The organism is Bordetella petrii (genome assembly GCF_017356245.1).
GTDB lineage: Bacteria > Pseudomonadota > Gammaproteobacteria > Burkholderiales > Burkholderiaceae_B > Bordetella_A > Bordetella_A petrii_D.
Genome location: NZ_JAFMZZ010000001.1, coordinates 2,372,035 through 2,387,203 on the forward strand (window position 1 = coordinate 2,372,035; position 15,169 = coordinate 2,387,203).

General features: G+C 70.2%; 14 protein-coding genes. 7 read left to right on the forward strand and 7 right to left on the reverse strand.

Annotated elements, in window-relative coordinates:
- Window positions 1–254 precede the first annotated feature (254 nt).
- On the forward strand, window positions 255–2,141 hold the full coding sequence (gene mutL, locus J2P76_RS11445; protein WP_207409185.1) for a DNA mismatch repair endonuclease MutL: 1,887 nt from the start codon (window positions 255–257) through the stop codon (window positions 2,139–2,141).
- Between the two features lie 46 nt (window positions 2,142–2,187).
- Window positions 2,188–3,132, forward strand: coding sequence for a tRNA (adenosine(37)-N6)-dimethylallyltransferase MiaA (miaA, locus tag J2P76_RS11450; protein WP_207407432.1), 945 nt, complete (start codon window positions 2,188–2,190; stop codon window positions 3,130–3,132).
- A gap of 160 nt (window positions 3,133–3,292) precedes the next feature.
- On the opposite strand, the gene purM is transcribed toward miaA, so the two are convergent.
- On the reverse strand, window positions 3,293–4,342 hold the full coding sequence (purM, locus tag J2P76_RS11455) for a phosphoribosylformylglycinamidine cyclo-ligase (RefSeq protein WP_207407434.1): 1,050 nt from the start codon (window positions 4,340–4,342) through the stop codon (window positions 3,293–3,295).
- 137 nt (window positions 4,343–4,479) lie between these two features.
- Here purM and hda point away from each other — a divergent pair, with 137 nt between their 5' ends.
- From hda to J2P76_RS11475, 4 genes are read left to right on the forward strand one after another with little or no spacing between them, the layout of a single operon-like run.
- The gene (gene hda, locus J2P76_RS11460) at window positions 4,480–5,181 is read left to right on the forward strand and encodes a DnaA regulatory inactivator Hda (RefSeq protein WP_207407435.1); all 702 of its coding nucleotides are present in this window, start codon (window positions 4,480–4,482) and stop codon (window positions 5,179–5,181) included.
- On the forward strand, window positions 5,178–5,876 hold the full coding sequence (locus J2P76_RS11465) for an HAD family hydrolase (RefSeq protein WP_207407437.1): 699 nt from the start codon (window positions 5,178–5,180) through the stop codon (window positions 5,874–5,876). The genes hda and J2P76_RS11465 overlap by 4 nt, the downstream gene beginning before the upstream one ends.
- Window positions 5,877–7,232, forward strand: coding sequence for a polynucleotide adenylyltransferase PcnB (pcnB, locus tag J2P76_RS11470; RefSeq protein WP_207407443.1), 1,356 nt, complete (start codon window positions 5,877–5,879; stop codon window positions 7,230–7,232).
- Window positions 7,229–7,714 (forward strand): 2-amino-4-hydroxy-6-hydroxymethyldihydropteridine diphosphokinase, encoded by a 486-nt coding sequence (locus J2P76_RS11475; protein WP_242697355.1) that lies wholly within the window; start codon window positions 7,229–7,231, stop codon window positions 7,712–7,714. Before pcnB ends, J2P76_RS11475 begins: the two co-directional genes overlap by 4 nt.
- Window positions 7,715–7,770: 56 nt before the next feature.
- Here J2P76_RS11475 and J2P76_RS11480 read toward each other — a convergent pair whose 3' ends face one another.
- The 6 genes from J2P76_RS11480 to J2P76_RS11505 all read right to left on the reverse strand — a co-directional run bounded on the left by J2P76_RS11480 (window position 7,771) and on the right by J2P76_RS11505 (window position 13,876).
- Window positions 7,771–8,604 (reverse strand): HpcH/HpaI aldolase/citrate lyase family protein, encoded by an 834-nt coding sequence (locus tag J2P76_RS11480; RefSeq protein WP_207407445.1) that lies wholly within the window; start codon window positions 8,602–8,604, stop codon window positions 7,771–7,773.
- Window positions 8,604–9,800: a CaiB/BaiF CoA transferase family protein gene (locus tag J2P76_RS11485; RefSeq protein WP_207407447.1), complete on the reverse strand. Its 1,197-nt coding sequence runs from the start codon at window positions 9,798–9,800 to the stop codon at window positions 8,604–8,606. The genes J2P76_RS11480 and J2P76_RS11485 overlap by 1 nt, the downstream gene beginning before the upstream one ends.
- Window positions 9,797–10,627 (reverse strand): FAS1-like dehydratase domain-containing protein, encoded by an 831-nt coding sequence (locus J2P76_RS11490; protein ID WP_207407449.1) that lies wholly within the window; start codon window positions 10,625–10,627, stop codon window positions 9,797–9,799. The genes J2P76_RS11485 and J2P76_RS11490 overlap by 4 nt, the downstream gene beginning before the upstream one ends.
- 118 nt (window positions 10,628–10,745) lie before the next feature.
- Entirely contained in the window at window positions 10,746–11,543 is a 798-nt protein-coding gene (paaG, locus tag J2P76_RS11495; RefSeq protein WP_207407451.1) for a 2-(1,2-epoxy-1,2-dihydrophenyl)acetyl-CoA isomerase PaaG, read from the reverse strand.
- A complete protein-coding gene (locus J2P76_RS11500; RefSeq protein ID WP_207407453.1) occupies window positions 11,540–12,658 on the reverse strand; it encodes an acyl-CoA dehydrogenase family protein in 1,119 nt (372 codons plus the stop codon). The genes paaG and J2P76_RS11500 overlap by 4 nt, the downstream gene beginning before the upstream one ends.
- 27 nt (window positions 12,659–12,685) lie before the next feature.
- Window positions 12,686–13,876: an acyl-CoA dehydrogenase family protein gene (locus tag J2P76_RS11505; RefSeq protein ID WP_207407456.1), complete on the reverse strand. Its 1,191-nt coding sequence runs from the start codon at window positions 13,874–13,876 to the stop codon at window positions 12,686–12,688.
- Window positions 13,877–14,187: 311 nt separating this feature from the next.
- Here J2P76_RS11505 and J2P76_RS11510 point away from each other — a divergent pair, with 311 nt between their 5' ends.
- Entirely contained in the window at window positions 14,188–15,165 is a 978-nt protein-coding gene (locus J2P76_RS11510; RefSeq protein ID WP_207407458.1) for a Bug family tripartite tricarboxylate transporter substrate binding protein, read from the forward strand.
- The last annotated feature ends 4 nt before the right edge of the window (window positions 15,166–15,169 follow it).

The following is a 15,169-nucleotide window of genomic DNA, read 5'->3' on the forward strand; positions in this document are numbered from 1 at the left end:
GCGCGGCGCCAGGCTGCGCATCCAGGTGCCTGGCTCCGCAGGTGCCGGACACCGAAGCGGCCAGAGGCTGCCTCAATGGCACGGTGCCAGGCGCCCCGGCGGGAGCCTGACACCTGGCAATACCTGGCAAATACCGAACCGGCTTCGACTATAGCGCACCGGGCTTGCCGCCCGCAGCGCCGCGGGCTGCTTCCGGTGCGGGCTGGCCGGGGGGCTAAAATCGCCACATGCCTGATTCCATCCAGCCGCCTGCCATGTCCGACCGCCGCGCCATCGCCGCCCTGCCCGACCTGCTGATCAGCCAGATCGCCGCGGGCGAGGTCATCGAGCGGCCCGCATCCGTGCTGAAAGAAGTGCTCGAGAACGCCATCGATGCCGGCGCGCGCGCCATCGAAGTGCGCCTGGAAGGCGGCGGCATCCGGCGCATCGCCGTATCCGACGACGGCGTGGGCATTCCGCCCGAAGAATTGCCGCTGGCCCTGGCGCGCCACGCCACCAGCAAGATCCGCTCGCTGGGCGAACTGGAATCGGTGGCTTCCATGGGATTCCGCGGCGAGGCCCTGGCGTCCATCGCTTCGGTGGCGCGGGTCACCCTGATCTCGCGCACCCGCGAGGCCGACCACGCCTGGCAGATCGACGGCGGCAGCCTGCAGGTGGCGCCGGCATCCGGCCCGCCGGGTACCACGGTCGACGTGCGCCAGTTGTTCGACTCGGTGCCCGCGCGCCGCAAGTTCCTGCGCGCCGAGGCCACCGAATTCGGCCATTGCGTCGACGCCCTGGAGCGCATCGCGCTGGCGCATCCCGATATCGCATTCCGCCTGTTCCATCACGACCGCGCGCAGCGCCAGTGGCTGCCGGCCGACCCGGGGCAGCGCATCCGCGACGTGCTGGGCGCCGAATTCACCGAACACGGCCTGCCGGTCGACGCCTCGGCCGGCGCCATCGGCCTGTCGGGCATGATCACGCGGCCCACCGCCGCCCGCGCGCGGGCCGACCGCCAATACCTGTACGTCAATGGCCGCTATGTGCGCGACCGCACGGTCAGCCATGCGCTGCGCGCCGCCTATGCCGATGTGCTGCACGGCGACCGCCAGCCGGCCTATGTGCTGTACCTGGACATCGATCCCGGCGCGGTGGACGTCAACGTGCATCCAGCCAAGCACGAGGTGCGCTTCCGCGACAGCGGCGCCGTGCACCGGTTCGTGTCGCAGGTGGTCGGCCAGGCGCTGGCGCAGACCGGCGGCGCATCCGCCGTGCCGGCGTCGGCCGGCCTGGCGCCAGCCGCGGCTCCCGCCGCGAACCCGGCCGCGCTGGCGGACACAGCCGCGCCGGCCACCGGCGGCGGCGGTCCCGCCGTGTCCTGGCCCGCCACCGCGCCCGAGCGCGCCGCGCGGCCGCACGCGCAAATGCCGTTCCGCCTGCACGCCGAGCCGGCGGGCATTCCCGCCGCCGACTGGCGCTCGCTGTACCGCCCGCTGGACAACACCGCGCCCGCGCCGGCCGCCATGCTGCGCGAACCCGCGCCCGCGCCTGCCCCCGTCCTGCCCGCCGATGAAGAACACCCGCTGGGCATGGCCCTGGCGCAATTGCACGGCATCTACATCCTGGCCCAGAACCGGCGCGGGCTGGTGCTGGTCGACATGCACGCCGCGCACGAACGGGTGGTGTACGAGCAGCTGAAGCACGCCCTGGACGCGCGCGACCTGCCGCGCCAGGACCTGCTGGTGCCGGTGGTGTTCCACGCCCAGGAAAAAGACGTGGCCCTGGCCGAAGAGCACCAGGAACAACTGGCCGGCCTGGGCTTCGACCTGCGTCCGGCCGGCCCCGCGTCGATCGCGGTACGCTCGGTGCCCGCCCTGCTGGCGCGCGGCGACATCGAAACCATGGCGCGCGCCGTGCTGCGCGACCTGGGCGCGGTGGGCGTATCGCGCCTGCTGACCGAGCAGCGCAACGAACTGCTGTCCACCATGGCCTGCCATGGCTCGGTGCGCGCCAACCGGCGCCTGAGCATCGAAGAAATGAACGCGCTGCTGCGCCAGATGGAAGTCACCGAACGCGCCGACCAATGCAACCACGGCCGCCCCACCTGGGTACAGTGGTCGGTGTCCGACCTGGACAAGCTCTTCCTGCGCGGGCAATAGCCATCATGCGCGTATCGTCTTGCGGGCGCGCCGCGCCCCGTCCGGCATGAGCCCCGCACTTCCCGTCATCTGCCTGGCCGGCCCCACCGCGGCCGGCAAGAGCGCCGCCACGCTGGCGCTGGCGCAGCGCTGGCCGCTGGAAGTGGTGAACGTCGATTCCGCCACCATCTACCGGGGCATGGACATCGGCACGGCCAAGCCGTCGCCCGCCGAACAGGCCCGCGTGCCGCAGCACCTGCTGGACATCCGCGATCCGGCGCAGGCCTATTCGGCCGCCGAATTCCGCGCCGACGCGCTGCGCCTCATCGACGAGATCCGCGCGCGCGGCCGCATGCCGCTGCTGGCCGGCGGCACCATGCTGTACTACAAGGCCTTGCGCGACGGCCTGGACGACCTGCCGCGGGCCGACCCGGCGCTGCGCGCCGAGCTGGAAGCGCGCGCCGCGCGCCTGGGCTGGCCGGCCCTGCATGCCGAACTGGCGGCGCTGGATCCCGCCACCGCGGCGCGGCTGGCGCCCAACGACAGCCAGCGCATCCAGCGCGCCCTGGAAATCTGCACCCTCAGCGGCCGGCCCATGTCGGCGCTGCTGCTGGGCCGCCAGCGCGCGGCCGGCGACGCAAGCCACCGCTATGTCACCCTGAGCCTGGAGCCTTCCGCTCGCGCCGCCCTGCATGCCCGCATCGAACAACGCTTCGATGCCATGCTGGCCCACGGCCTGCTGGACGAAGTGCGCGCCCTGCATGCGCGCGGCGACCTGCACCCGGGCCTGCCGTCGGTGCGCTGCGTGGGCTACCGGCAGATGTGGGCGCACCTGGACGGCGCCCTCGACCTGCCCACCGCGCGCGAACAGGCCATCGCGGCAACGCGGCAGCTGGCCAAGCGGCAGCTGACCTGGCTGCGGGCGCAGCCGGAACGCCTGGTGGTGGATTGCCTGGCGGGGAATGCCAGCGGGCGGGTTGTTGACCGAGTGGCCGAGATACTGGCGGACTGACCATTGCCATGCGTCTTTGCCTGCGGCGCCTGGCAAGGGCCGATTGAGCCAGGTGTCTGGCTCCGAAGGTGCCAGACACCGAAGTGGGCAGCGGCTGTCTCAACAGCACGGTGTCAGGCACCTGGCGGAGCCTGACACCTATACGCAGGCAGGCCGCCGACTAGACGACGACCGTCTGTGCCTCGCCGTCCTTCCGGGCAGTGATCTCGCCGATGCGGCTGACGGTCTCGCCCTGGGCCGCCAGGGTGGCCGCCACCGCATCCGCCTGCGCGGCATCGACCACGATCACCATGCCGATGCCGCAGTTGAAGACGCGGTGCATTTCGTTGTCGGCCACGCCGCCCTGCTGCTGCAGCCACTGGAACAGCTGCGGCATCTGCCAGGCGTCGCGGTGCAGGCGGGCCGACAGGCCGGACTGCAGGATGCGCGGCACGTTGTCGAGCAGGCCGCCGCCGGTAATGTGCGCCAGGCCCTTGATGGCGCCCGTGTGCGCCGCCAGCGCGGCCAGCACCTGCTTCACGTAGATGCGCGTGGGCGCCATCACCACGTCGACCAGCGGCTGGCCGTGGAAGTCCTGGTCGGGACGCGCGCCGGCGCGTTCCAGGATCTTGCGCACCAGCGAATAGCCGTTGGAATGCGCGCCGCTGGAAGCCAGGCCCAGCACCACGTCGCCCGGCTGGATCGACTTGCCGTCGAGAATGGCGGATTTTTCCACCGCGCCCACCGCGAAACCGGCCAGGTCGTATTCGCCGTCGGGGTACATGCCGGGCATTTCGGCGGTTTCGCCGCCGATCAGGGCGCAGCCGGCCAGCTCGCAGCCGTGCGCGATGCCGCCCACCACCGCGGCCGCCGTATCCACCGACAGCTTGCCGCAGGCGAAGTAATCCAGGAAGAACAGCGGTTCGGCGCCCTGCACCAGGATGTCGTTGACGCTCATGGCGACCAGGTCGACGCCCACCGTATCGTGGCGGTTCCATTCGAACGCCAGGCGCAGTTTGGTGCCCACGCCGTCGGTGCCCGACACCAGCACGGGCTCGCGATACTTCCCGGGCACCTGGAACAGGGCGCCGAACCCGCCGATGCCGGCCAGCACGCCGGGACGCATGGTGCGCGCAGCCAAAGGCTTGATGCGGTCGACCAGGGCGTCGCCCGCGTCGATGTCGACGCCGGCGTCGCGGTACGTCAGGGGGGCGGAAGGTTGAGTAGTCATGAGAAAAACCGTGGGGTATGTAACAATTGCAGGGTTTACGGGGTGCCGCGCCAGCATTTTACGATGCCCGGGCGCCTGCTATCGTTCAGCCCGGCCCGCAAGGGCCGCGCCACCCCGCCCTGTACAGATCGTCACCCATGAATCGCCAGCTGCTGCTCGACGTACTTCCCGCGCCCGCCCCCACGCTGCAGAACTACATCGCCGGATCCAACGGCGAAGCGCTGGCCGCCGCGCGCGCGCTGGCGCCAGGCCGGGCCCTGTACCTGTGGGGCGCCGCCGGCTGCGGCCGCAGCCACCTGCTGCGCGGGCTGGCCGCCGGCCCGGGCGCCGTGTATATCGACGCGGCGCAAGGCGCCCAGGCCCTGCGCCGGCTGGCCGACGCCGACTCCGACGCGCCCATGCCGCCGGTGGTGGCCGTGGACGACGTGCACCGCATGGACGACGCCCGGCAGGCCGGCCTGTTCGCCTTGTACAATCGGTGGCGCGAATGCGCGGCCACCAGCCGCGCATTCGCCTTGGCAGTGGCCGGCGACCGCGCGCCCCTGTCCATGCCGTTGCGCGAAGACCTGCGCACCCGCCTGGGCTGGGACCTGGTCTTCCGGCTGGAGCCGCTGTCCGACGCCGACAAGCGCGCCGCGCTGGCGGCGCAGGCCGCCGAACGCGGCCTGCAGCTGGCGCCCGAAGTCATTCAGTGGATGCTGACCCATCGCGAACGCGACATCCGCAAGCTTGCCGCCCTGCTCGATGCACTAGACCGCTATTCCCTGGCCACCGGCCGGCCCATTACGATTCCGCTGCTGCGCGCCATGCTGGCAGACCCCGATACACAAACGCCATGACGCCCCGACGACTCGCGCTGTTCGACCTGGACCACACGCTGCTGCCTCTGGACAGCGACTACCAGTGGGCCGATTTCCTGGCGCGAACCGGGCGCGCCGGCGACCCCGACGAAGCGCGCCGCCGCAACGACGACCTGATGGTGCGCTACAACCAGGGCCAGCTTACGGCGGACCAGGCGGCCGAGTTCATGCTGGGCCTGCTGGCCGCGCACACGCCGTTCGACCTGGCCGCCTGGCACGAAGAATTCATGGCGCAGGTCGTGCGCCCCGACATCACCCCGCAAGCCCTGCGGCTGGTCGAACAGCACCTGGCGGCCGGCGACCTGTGCGCGCTGGTCACGGCCACCAACAGCTTCGTCACCGCGCCCATCGCACGCGCCTTCGGCGTGCCGCACCTGATCGCCACCAACCCCGAATACCGCAACGGCCGCTACACCGGCCGCATCGACGGCACGCCCAGCTTCAAAGAAGGCAAGGTCGTGCGCGTCAACCAGTGGCTGGCCGGCATGGGGCTGGCCCTTGCGGATTTCTCCGAATCGTTCTTTTATAGCGATTCGGTCAACGACGTACCGCTGCTCGAGGCCGTCAGCCGGCCGGTGGCGGCCAATCCCAGCCCGTCGCTGCGCGAAATCGCGCGCGCGCGCGGCTGGCAGGTGCTCGACCTGTTCGAGCACATGGAAGACGCAAAATCCTAAATGATCACCGACACCATAAAAAAATTCGTCGGCCGGCTGTTCATGCCGGCTGCCCGGGGACCCCAGCGCATTCCGCGCGACAAGCACGGCATCGACCGCCGCAACGTTTCGCGCCATGCCATCAAGGTCTGTGAAGTGCTGCGCCAGCACGGCTATTCGGCCTACATCGTGGGCGGCGCCGTGCGCGACCTGATCGTGGGCCTGGAGCCCAAGGATTTCGACGTGGCCACCAATGCCACGCCCGAGCAGATCCGCCCGCTGTTCCGGCGCGCCCGCATCATCGGCCGGCGCTTCCAGCTGGTGCACGTGGTGTTCGGCCAGGAAATCATCGAAACCTCCACCTTCCGGGCCCCCGCCTCGCAAGACCAGGAAACCGACGAGCACGGCCGCATCCTGCGCGACAACGTGTTCGGCAGCCACGAAGAAGATGCCGCGCGGCGCGATTTCACCATGAACGCGCTGTACTACGATCCGCACACCGAAGAAGTCATCGACTACCACCAGGGCGTGCAAGACCTGAAAAAACGCCAGGTGCGCATCATCGGCGACCCGGTCCAGCGCTACCGCGAAGACCCGGTGCGCATGCTGCGCGCCGTGCGTTTCGCGGCCAAGCTCAACGGCAGCATCGACCCGGCCACGCGCAAGCCCATCGGCACCATGGCATCGCTGATCGAGAACGTGCCGGCCTCGCGCCTGTTCGACGAAATGCTCAAGCTGCTGACCTGCGGCCACGCCATGGACTGCCTGCGCCAGCTGCGCGCCGACGGCCTGCACCACGGCCTGCTGCCGCTGCTGGACGTGGTGCTGGAACAGCCCGGCGGCGAGCACTTCGTGGAACTGGCGCTGGAACGCACCGACTCGCGCGTGCGCGCCGGCAAGAGCATCAGCCCCAGCTTCCTGTTCGCGTCGCTGCTGTGGCAGCAAGTGGAATCGCGCTGGAAGCAGCTGCGCGCACAGGGCGAGCATTCCGTCCCCGCCCTGGTGCACGCCGCCGATTCGGTGCTGGACGAACAAACCGAGAAACTGGCCATCCAGCGCCGGTTTTCATCGGACATGCGTGAAATCTGGTTCATGCAGCCGCGCTTCGAGCGCCGCATGGGCAAGACTATCTACCGCATGATCGAACAGCCGCGTTTCCGCGCGGCCTGCGACTTCCTGCAGTTGCGCGCCGCCGCGGGCGAGTTCGACAGCGTGCTGGCCCAGTGGTGGATGGACCTGGCCAACGGCGACGACGCCACCCGCGCCGACATGATCGAAGAACTGGCCCGCCTGCCGCGCGATCCGGCCGAAGCCAGCGCCCCGCGCAAGCGCCGCCGCCGTCCGCGCCGCCCCGCCGCGCCGCACGCAGCCGAATGATGCCGGCGGTGCGCGCCTACGTCGGCCTGGGCGCCAATCTGGGCGACGCGCCGGCCACGCTGCGCACCGTACTGCAAGAACTGGCCGCCACGCCGGGCATCCTGGCCTGCCGGCCTTCCGGTTTTTACCGCAGCGCGCCGGTCGATGCCGCCGGCCCGGATTTCATCAATGCGGTGGCAGCCGTCGACACCACTCTGGCGCCGCTGGCCCTGCTGGACGCACTGCAGGAACTGGAAAACCGCCACGGCCGCCTGCGCCCCTACAAGAACGCCCCGCGCACGCTCGACCTGGACCTGCTGCTGTACGGCGACACAGTCATGGATACGCCGCGGCTGATCCTGCCCCATCCGCGCATGCACCAGCGCGCTTTCGTGCTGGCGCCGCTGGGCGAACTGGCGCCCGGCCTGGCGCTGCCGCAAGGACCGCTGCGCACGCTGCTGGCGCAGCTGGCAGACCAGACGATCGAACGGCTGCCCGATTGAAATTGCCGACAAGGTGTCTGACTCCCGCAGGGTGTCAGACACCTGAAACTGGCGGCCTAGGATTGTTCGCCGGCGCGCTGCAGCAGCTGGCGGGCCCGTGCGATGACGGGCGCGTCGACCATCTTGCCTTCCAGCATGAAGGTGCCGGCGCCGCTGTCGCGGTGCACGGCCACCACCCGGCGCGCCCATTCGAGGTCGGCCGCCGGCGGCGCGAAGGCGCCGTGGATGATGCCCACCTGGGTGGGATGGATGCACAGCATGCCGCCAAACCCCATGTCGCGCGCGCGCAGGGCGGCCGCCCGCATGCCGGCGGTGTCTTGCACGCCCGGGAACACGCCGTCGAGCGCCGGCGCCAGGCCGGCGGCGCGGCTGCGCAGCAGCACCTGCACGCGGGCGTGGTCCAGCACCACCCCGGCGCCTTCGGAATCGGTGGTCAGGCCGAGGTCGAGCCCGTAGTCGAGACTGCCGAACGCCAGGCGCTGCACGCCCGGCGTGGCGGCGATTTCGGCCGTATTGAGGATGCCTTCGGCGGTTTCCAGGATGGGCACGATGTCGATGCCGGTTTGCGCGGCATGCCGCACGTGCGCCTGGGTTTCGGCCTTGGGCAGCACGATGGCCGCCACGCCCGGGTGGTTGCGGCAGGCCTTGAGGTCGTCGTCGTGCCAGGCGGTGGAGGCATCGTTGATGCGCACCCACAGGCGCGCGTCGGGGTGGGTGCCCAGGAAATCGCACAGGGCTTCGCGGGCGCTGTCTTTGGCCAGGTGCTCGACCGCGTCTTCGAGGTCGACGATGACGGTATCGGCGCCGCTGGCCAGCGCCTTGGGAATGCGCTCGGGCCGGCTGGCCGGCACGAACAGGGCAGTACGGACGGTACGGGCTATGGCTTGCATTACACGACCTCGGCGGCACGCAGGCGCGCCACGTCTTCGGGCGCGTACCCCAACGATGCTAGCACCGCATCGGTGTTTTCGCCCACTGCCGGCACCGGACCCATGCGCGGCGCGAAGGCGTTGCTGGAAGCCGGCGGCAGCAGCGCGGGCAGCGTGCCGGCCGGGCTGTCGATTTCGCGCCAGCGCTGGCGCGCCTGCAGCTGCGGGTGGGCCCAGACGTCTTTCATTTCGTTGACGCGGGCATTGGCGATTTGCGCGGTTTCGAGGCGGTCGGTGACCTGGTCGATGGTCAGCCCGGCGAAGGCCTGCACGATCAGGGCGCGCAGCGCGTCGCGGTTGGCGGCGCGGCGCGAATTGGACGAGAAGCGTTCGTCGTCGGCCAGTTCGGGCTGGCCCAGCACGCGGTCGCAGAACACGCGCCATTCGCGTTCGTTCTGCAGGCCCAGCATGATGGTGGCGCCGTCGCCCACCGGGAACGGGCCGTACGGATAGATGCTGGCATGCGCCGCGCCCGCGCGCATGGGCGGGGAGGCGCCGTCGAAGGCGTAGTACAGCGGATAGCCCATCCATTCGACCATGCTTTCGAGCATGGAGACGTCGAGCCGGCTGCCCAGGCCGGTGCGCTGGCGCAGCAGCAGCGCGTTCAGGATGGACGAATAGGCGTACATGCCGGCGGCGATGTCGGAAATGGAGCAGCCGGCCTTGGCGGGCTCTTGCCCCGAGCCGGTAACGGACACGAAGCCGCTTTCGCTCTGGATGAGCAGGTCGTAGGCCTTTTTGCGCTCGTACGGGCCGCCCAGGCCGTAGCCGGAGATGTCGCACACGATCAGGCGCGGATGCCTGGCATGCAGGGTGTCGAACGACAGGCCCAGGCGGTCGGCGGCGCCGGGGGCCAGGTTCTGCACCAGGACGTCGGCCGATTCGAGCAGGCGCTGCATGACTTCGGCGGCCTGGGGGTGCTTCAGGTCGAGGGTAAGGCTTTCTTTCGAGCGGTTGGTCCAGACGAAATGCGAGGACAGGCCCCGCACGCGCTCGTCGTAGCCGCGGGCGAAGTCGCCCGCGCCGGGGCGTTCGATCTTGATGACGCGCGCGCCCATGTCGGCAAGCTGGCGCGTGCAGAACGGGGCGGCGATGGCATGTTCGAGGCTGACGACGGTGATGCCGTCGAGCGGGCGGACAGACGTGGGCGCGCTCATGCGGAAAACCTCAGCTGCGCCTGGTGCGCCAGGGTGCCGTCTTGTTCGGCCCACAACTGGGCCAGGCCGGCTTCGTCGATGCGGCCGGCCACGTCGAAGGGCTTGGGCGCGATCAGGGGCCGCAGGCCGCGGTACGACAGGTGTTCGAGCCGCGCCGACGGATGGGCGCCGCGGAACGCGGCGACCATCAGGGTGGCGATCATGGGGCCGTGCACCACCAGGCCCGGATAGCCTTCGGTGCCCGTGACGTAGGGGTGGTCGTAGTGGATGCGGTGGCCGTTGAAGGTAACGGCCGAATAGCGGAACAGCAGGACCGGCGACGGGTCGACCGGCTGGCGCCACTGCGAGGCGGGCGGCGCGTCGGTGCCCGCCAGCTTGGGCGGCGACGGCTGGCGGTAGACGATGTCTTGTTCTTCCTGGATGGCCAGCACGCCGTCCTGGTGGTATTCGTGGCGCACGGTGACGAACAGCAGCGCGCCGGTGCGGCCGGTTTTCTCGCGCACGTCGGCCACCGTGGAACGGCGTTCGGCCGGCACGCCCACGCGCAGCGGCGCATGGAAGGCCACGCGGCCGCCCGCCCACATGCGGTTGCGGTCGTCGGCGGGCGGCAGGAAGCCGCCGCGCGCCGGGTGGCCGTCGGCGCCCACGCCTTCCATGCCCACCGGGGTGATGAAGAAGGCCCAGTGCCACAGCGGCGGCAGGGGCGCCCCGGCGGCCGGCGCGGGCTCGCCCAGGGTGGCGGCGATGCGCGCGGCGTGGCCGGCGTCGAGGTTGTCGGCCACGGACTCGCCGCGGCCGATCCAGGCCGCGGGGTTGGAAGACGTCATGTTGGGTTCCTTGGCAGTGTCGTTGCAGCCGCAAGAATGCCTCGCCCCTCCGGATTTGTGAATTCGTATTTCTACAAGACCGGGTTCAAGAGGCCGGAATCCACCCCGCCCGGCCGCCCTATTTGCCCTGGAACGCCGGCGGCCGCTTCTCGGCGAAGGCGCGCATGCCTTCCAGGTAGTCGTCGGTATAGCCCAGCTGCTGCTGCAGGTCGCATTCCAGGTCGAACTGCTGCGCCAGGGTATTGCCGCTGGAGGCCTGCAGGGCCTGCTTGGTGGCGGCATAGGCCCGCGTGGGCCCGCCGGCCAGCGTGGCCACCACCTGGGCCCGGGTGGCGTCGAACTCGGCATCGGGTATGCAGCGCCAGATCAGGCCCCACTGCTCGGCCTGGCGCGCCGATACCGTATCGCCGAACAGGGCCGCCCCCATGGCGCGCGCCGAACCCACCAGGCGCGGCAGGAACCAGGTTCCGCCGGCATCGGGCAGCAGGCCGATCTTGCTGAAGGCCTGGATGAAGCGCGCCGATTCCACCGCATAGACCACGTCGCAGGCGAATACCAGGCTGGCGCCCGCCCCCGCCGCCACGCCATTGACCAGGCAGACCACCGGCACCGGCAGCGCCCGCAGGCGCAGGATCAGCGGGCGGTAGAAATTGCGCAGCCCTTCGCTGAGATCGCGGCGCTGGCCGGCCGGCAGCGGCTTGCGCTCGCCCAGGTCCTGGCCGGCGCAGAAACCGCGCCCGGCCCCGGTCAGCACCAGGCCGCGCAGCCCGTCGCAGGCTTCGAGCGTATCCAGGGCGCGCGCCAGCTCGGCGTGCATGGCGGCCGTGAAGCTGTTGAGCCGGTCGGGGCGGTTCAGGGTGATGATGCCCACGCCGTCTTCCAGCGTGAAGCGGATCTGTTCGTATGCCTGGGTCATGCCAGTTCCTCGAGCGTGGCCAGTTGTTCGGCGCTGTCGCCCAGCAGCGGGGCGATCATGGTCAGCCGCTTGAAATAGTCGCCCACTTCCAGTTCGTCGGTCATGCCCATGCCTCCATGCAGCTGCACCGCGCTCTGGGCCACGAAGCGCCCGGCGCGCGCGGCCTCGAGCTTGGCGGCGGCCAGCATGCGGCGGCGCTGCGCGGCGTCGGGCTCGCTGAGCGCGGCGGCCGCCACATAGGCCATGGACAGAGCCATTTCCTTGGCCACCAGCATGTCGGCCATGCGATGCTGCAGCACCTGGAAGGCGGCCAGCGGCTGGCCGAACTGGCGCCGCGTCTTGAGGTAGTCGATGGTGATTTCCAGCAGGCGTTCCATGGCGCCGGCGGCATGCGCGCACAGGGCGGCGGAGCCCCATTCAATGGCCGTAGCCAGGGCGTCGCGCGCTGCCTGGCCCTGTGCCAGGATGGCCTCGGCGCCCAGCGGCGTGCGGTCGAAATCGATGCGGGCGCAGCGCGCGCGGTCGAGCGTGGGCGTGTCCAGCACCGCGGCGCCCTGCGCGTCGGCCGGCACCCGCAGCAGCACGGGCTCGTCATCGATATCGCGGGCCGACACGATCCAGGCGTGCGCGGCCGCGCCATGCCACACCAGGTGCTTGGCGCCCGACAATTCCAGAATGCGGTCGGCCGCGGGCCGCACCCGGCACAGCTCGGGCTCGGTGTCGTAGCGCCGGCCCGGCTCTTGCCAGGCCAGCGCCGCGATGGCCTGGCCCGAGGCCAGCGCCGGCAGCCATTCGCGCTGCGTGGCGGCATCGGCGCAGGCCGCGATCAGGGCCGCGCCCATCACGGCGCTGGGGATCACCGGCTCGGACACCAGGCCGCGGCCCAGTTCCAGGTGCACCGGCAGCAGGCTGGCGGGCGCTTCGCCGAAGCCGCCGTGCTCGGCGGCGATGTTCAGGCCCAGCACGCCCAGCTCGGCCAGCCGGCCCCAGGCGCGCGCGTCCAGCCCCGGCTGCGCGGCGCGCGCGCGGCGCGCCGCGAATCCCCATTCGTCTTGCACCAGGCGCCGCAGGCTGTCGGCCAGCATGCGCTGTTCTTCGGTATACGCGAAATCCATAGTCGTGTTCCGTTGCGATGGCGGGCCTTACAGGCCCAGCATCATGCGGGCGATGATGCCCTTCTGCACCTCGGTGGTGCCGCCATAGATGGTGGTCTTGCGCATGTCGGCATAGCCGGCGCCGGCCGCGGCCGTCATGTCGGGCCCCGGCCCGTGGAAAGCCGCGTCGGCCTGCATCCAGTCGGGATCGTAGGGCCAGGCGTCGGGGCCGGCGATTTCCATCTGCAGCATGGCCAGATCTTGCTGGATTTCCGAGCCGCGGATCTTCAGCACCGAGGCTTCCGGCCCCGGCGCGTCGCCGCGCGCCGCCGCCACGCGCAGCAGCAGCATTTCAAGCGCCATGATGTCGACTTCGACGCGCGAAATGCGGTCGCGCATGCGGCTGTCTTCCAGGATGGGGCGGCCGCCCCGCTGAGTGCGCGCGGCCAGGTCTTTCAAGATGCCCAGTTCGCGGTGGCAATGGCCCAGGCCGGCGATGCCGGTGCGTTCGTGGCCCAGCAAGTACTTGGCGTAGGTCCAGCCCTGGCCGGCTTCGCCCACGCGGTTGGCCACGGGCACGCGCACGTTTTCCAGCCACACCTCGTTGACATCGTGCCCGCCGTCCAGCGTGCGAATGGGGCGCACGGTGACGCCGGGCGTGCGCATGTCGATCAGCAGCATCGAGATGCCGCGCTGCGCCTTGGCGTCGGGGTCGGTGCGCACCAGGCAGAACATCCAGTCGGCGTACTGCGCCAGCGTGGTCCAGGTTTTCTGGCCATTGACCACGTAATGGTCGCCCTCGACCTCGGCGCGCGTCTTCAGCGAGGCCAGGTCGGATCCCGAGCCCGGCTCGGAATAGCCCTGGCACCACCAGTCGTCGACGCGGATGATGCGCGGCAGCAGGCGCTGCTGCTGCTCGGCGCTGCCGTATTTCATGAGCACCGGACCGATCATGCTCAGGCCGAAAGGCAGCAGGCGCGGCGCGCCCGCCTTGAAACATTCGACCTCGAAAATCAGGCGCTGGATGGCGTTCCAGCCGGTGCCGCCGAACTCTTTGGGCCAGGTGGGCGCGCCCCAGCCCCGGCCGTCGAGGATGCGGTGCCAGCGGATGTAGTCGTCGCGTTCCAGGCGCTGATGGCGCAGCACCTTGTCGCGTATGTCGCTCGGCAGTTTTTCTTGCGCGAACGCGCGTACGGTTTCGCGGAAGCTGCGTTCTTCCGGTGTCCAGCTCAGGTCCATGTGCGGTCTCCTTCTGCCCGTAATCTAGCCGCGGCCCGGCCGCCAGGGCAATCTGCCTCTGTGGAAGCGGGGGTTTTGTGCAAACGAAGCGCCGCCGTGCGCGGCCCGCGCGCCGCGCACGCCCCAGCGTACCGCCCGGCAAAACCCCTGCTTCGGCAATGAAGAATGGTCAAGCGCGCCGCCGCGCCGGACACTGCCTGCAGCATCGTCCGTCGATGTATCCGGACGGCGCCGGCCGCCGCGGGAGCGACCGGAATCAGACAGGCACACCCGCGAAAAAGCACACACACATAAAACAACGGAGACAATCCATGCAGATCAAATCTTTGTTGCGCACCAGCGCCCTGGCCCTGGCCCTGTGCGCCACCGGTGCCGCCCAGGCCGACGGCAGCTACCCCAACCGGCCGCTGCGCCTGCTGGTGGGCTACGCGCCCGGCGGGCCGGTCGACACCACCGCGCGCGTGTTCGCCAAATACCTGGGCGACAAGCTGGGCCAGACCGTGGTGGTGGAAAACCGCGCCGGCGCCAGCGGCATGATTGCGTCCGACGCCACCGCCAAGGCGGCGCCCGACGGCTACCTGCTGGGCTTCGCGGCCAGCCCCTCGCTGACCATCTCGCCGCTGGTGCAGAACAGCAAGCTGTTCGACCCGCACAAAGACTTCACTCCCATCGGCATGGTGGTCGACTACACCAATGTGCTGCTGATCGGCCCGCAGATCCCGGCCAAGAGCGTGGGCGAACTGATCTCGTACGCCAAGGCGCACCCCGAGGCGGTCAGTTTCGGCTCGGCGGGCGTGGGCGCCTCGAACCACCTGTCGGCCGAACTGCTCAAGCTGCAGGCGCAGGCCCCGATGCTGCACGTGCCGTACCGCGGCAACTCGCCGGCCATGATGGACGTGGTCAGCGGCAAGATCACTTTCATGTTCGACATCACCAGCACGGCCATCCCGTTCATCAAGAGCGGCAAGGCGCGCGCGCTGGCGGTAACCTCGCGCGAGCGCAACCCCGAACTGCCGGACGTGCCCACCATGATCGAGGCCGGCCTGAAAGACTACGAAGTGGTCGGCTGGTACGCGCTGATGGCCCCGCCCAGGCTGCCCGAGACGGTCAAGACCAAACTGGCCAAGGCGCTGTCGGCCGTGTCGCAGGATCCGGCGTTCCGCAAGGCCATGGTCGACGGCGGCTATACCGTCGACGCGGGCGACGGCAAGGCGGTGCAGGCGCGCATCGACCGCGAATACGCCATGTGGGCCAACGTCATCAAGTCGGCCCGCATCCAGACCAACTGACCCC

Excerpts from the sequence above, each read along its gene's own strand:
- J2P76_RS11475 (WP_242697355.1), top strand. The coding sequence starts at position 7,229 with ATGATGCCGGCGGTGCGCGCCTACGTCGGCCTGGGCGCCAATCTGGGC.
- J2P76_RS11490 (WP_207407449.1), bottom strand. The coding sequence starts at position 10,627 with ATGACGTCTTCCAACCCCGCGGCCTGGATCGGCCGCGGCGAGTCCGTG.
- purM (WP_207407434.1), bottom strand. The coding sequence starts at position 4,342 with ATGACTACTCAACCTTCCGCCCCCCTGACGTACCGCGACGCCGGCGTC.
- J2P76_RS11485 (WP_207407447.1), bottom strand. The coding sequence starts at position 9,800 with ATGAGCGCGCCCACGTCTGTCCGCCCGCTCGACGGCATCACCGTCGTC.
- J2P76_RS11500 (WP_207407453.1), bottom strand. The coding sequence starts at position 12,658 with ATGGATTTCGCGTATACCGAAGAACAGCGCATGCTGGCCGACAGCCTG.
- mutL (WP_207409185.1), top strand. The coding sequence starts at position 255 with ATGTCCGACCGCCGCGCCATCGCCGCCCTGCCCGACCTGCTGATCAGC.
- pcnB (WP_207407443.1), top strand. The coding sequence starts at position 5,877 with ATGATCACCGACACCATAAAAAAATTCGTCGGCCGGCTGTTCATGCCG.
- J2P76_RS11465 (WP_207407437.1), top strand. The coding sequence starts at position 5,178 with ATGACGCCCCGACGACTCGCGCTGTTCGACCTGGACCACACGCTGCTG.
- J2P76_RS11480 (WP_207407445.1), bottom strand. The coding sequence starts at position 8,604 with ATGCAAGCCATAGCCCGTACCGTCCGTACTGCCCTGTTCGTGCCGGCC.
- miaA (WP_207407432.1), top strand. The coding sequence starts at position 2,188 with ATGAGCCCCGCACTTCCCGTCATCTGCCTGGCCGGCCCCACCGCGGCC.
- hda (WP_207407435.1), top strand. The coding sequence starts at position 4,480 with ATGAATCGCCAGCTGCTGCTCGACGTACTTCCCGCGCCCGCCCCCACG.
- paaG (WP_207407451.1), bottom strand. The coding sequence starts at position 11,543 with ATGACCCAGGCATACGAACAGATCCGCTTCACGCTGGAAGACGGCGTG.
- J2P76_RS11505 (WP_207407456.1), bottom strand. The coding sequence starts at position 13,876 with ATGGACCTGAGCTGGACACCGGAAGAACGCAGCTTCCGCGAAACCGTA.
- J2P76_RS11510 (WP_207407458.1), top strand. The coding sequence starts at position 14,188 with ATGCAGATCAAATCTTTGTTGCGCACCAGCGCCCTGGCCCTGGCCCTG.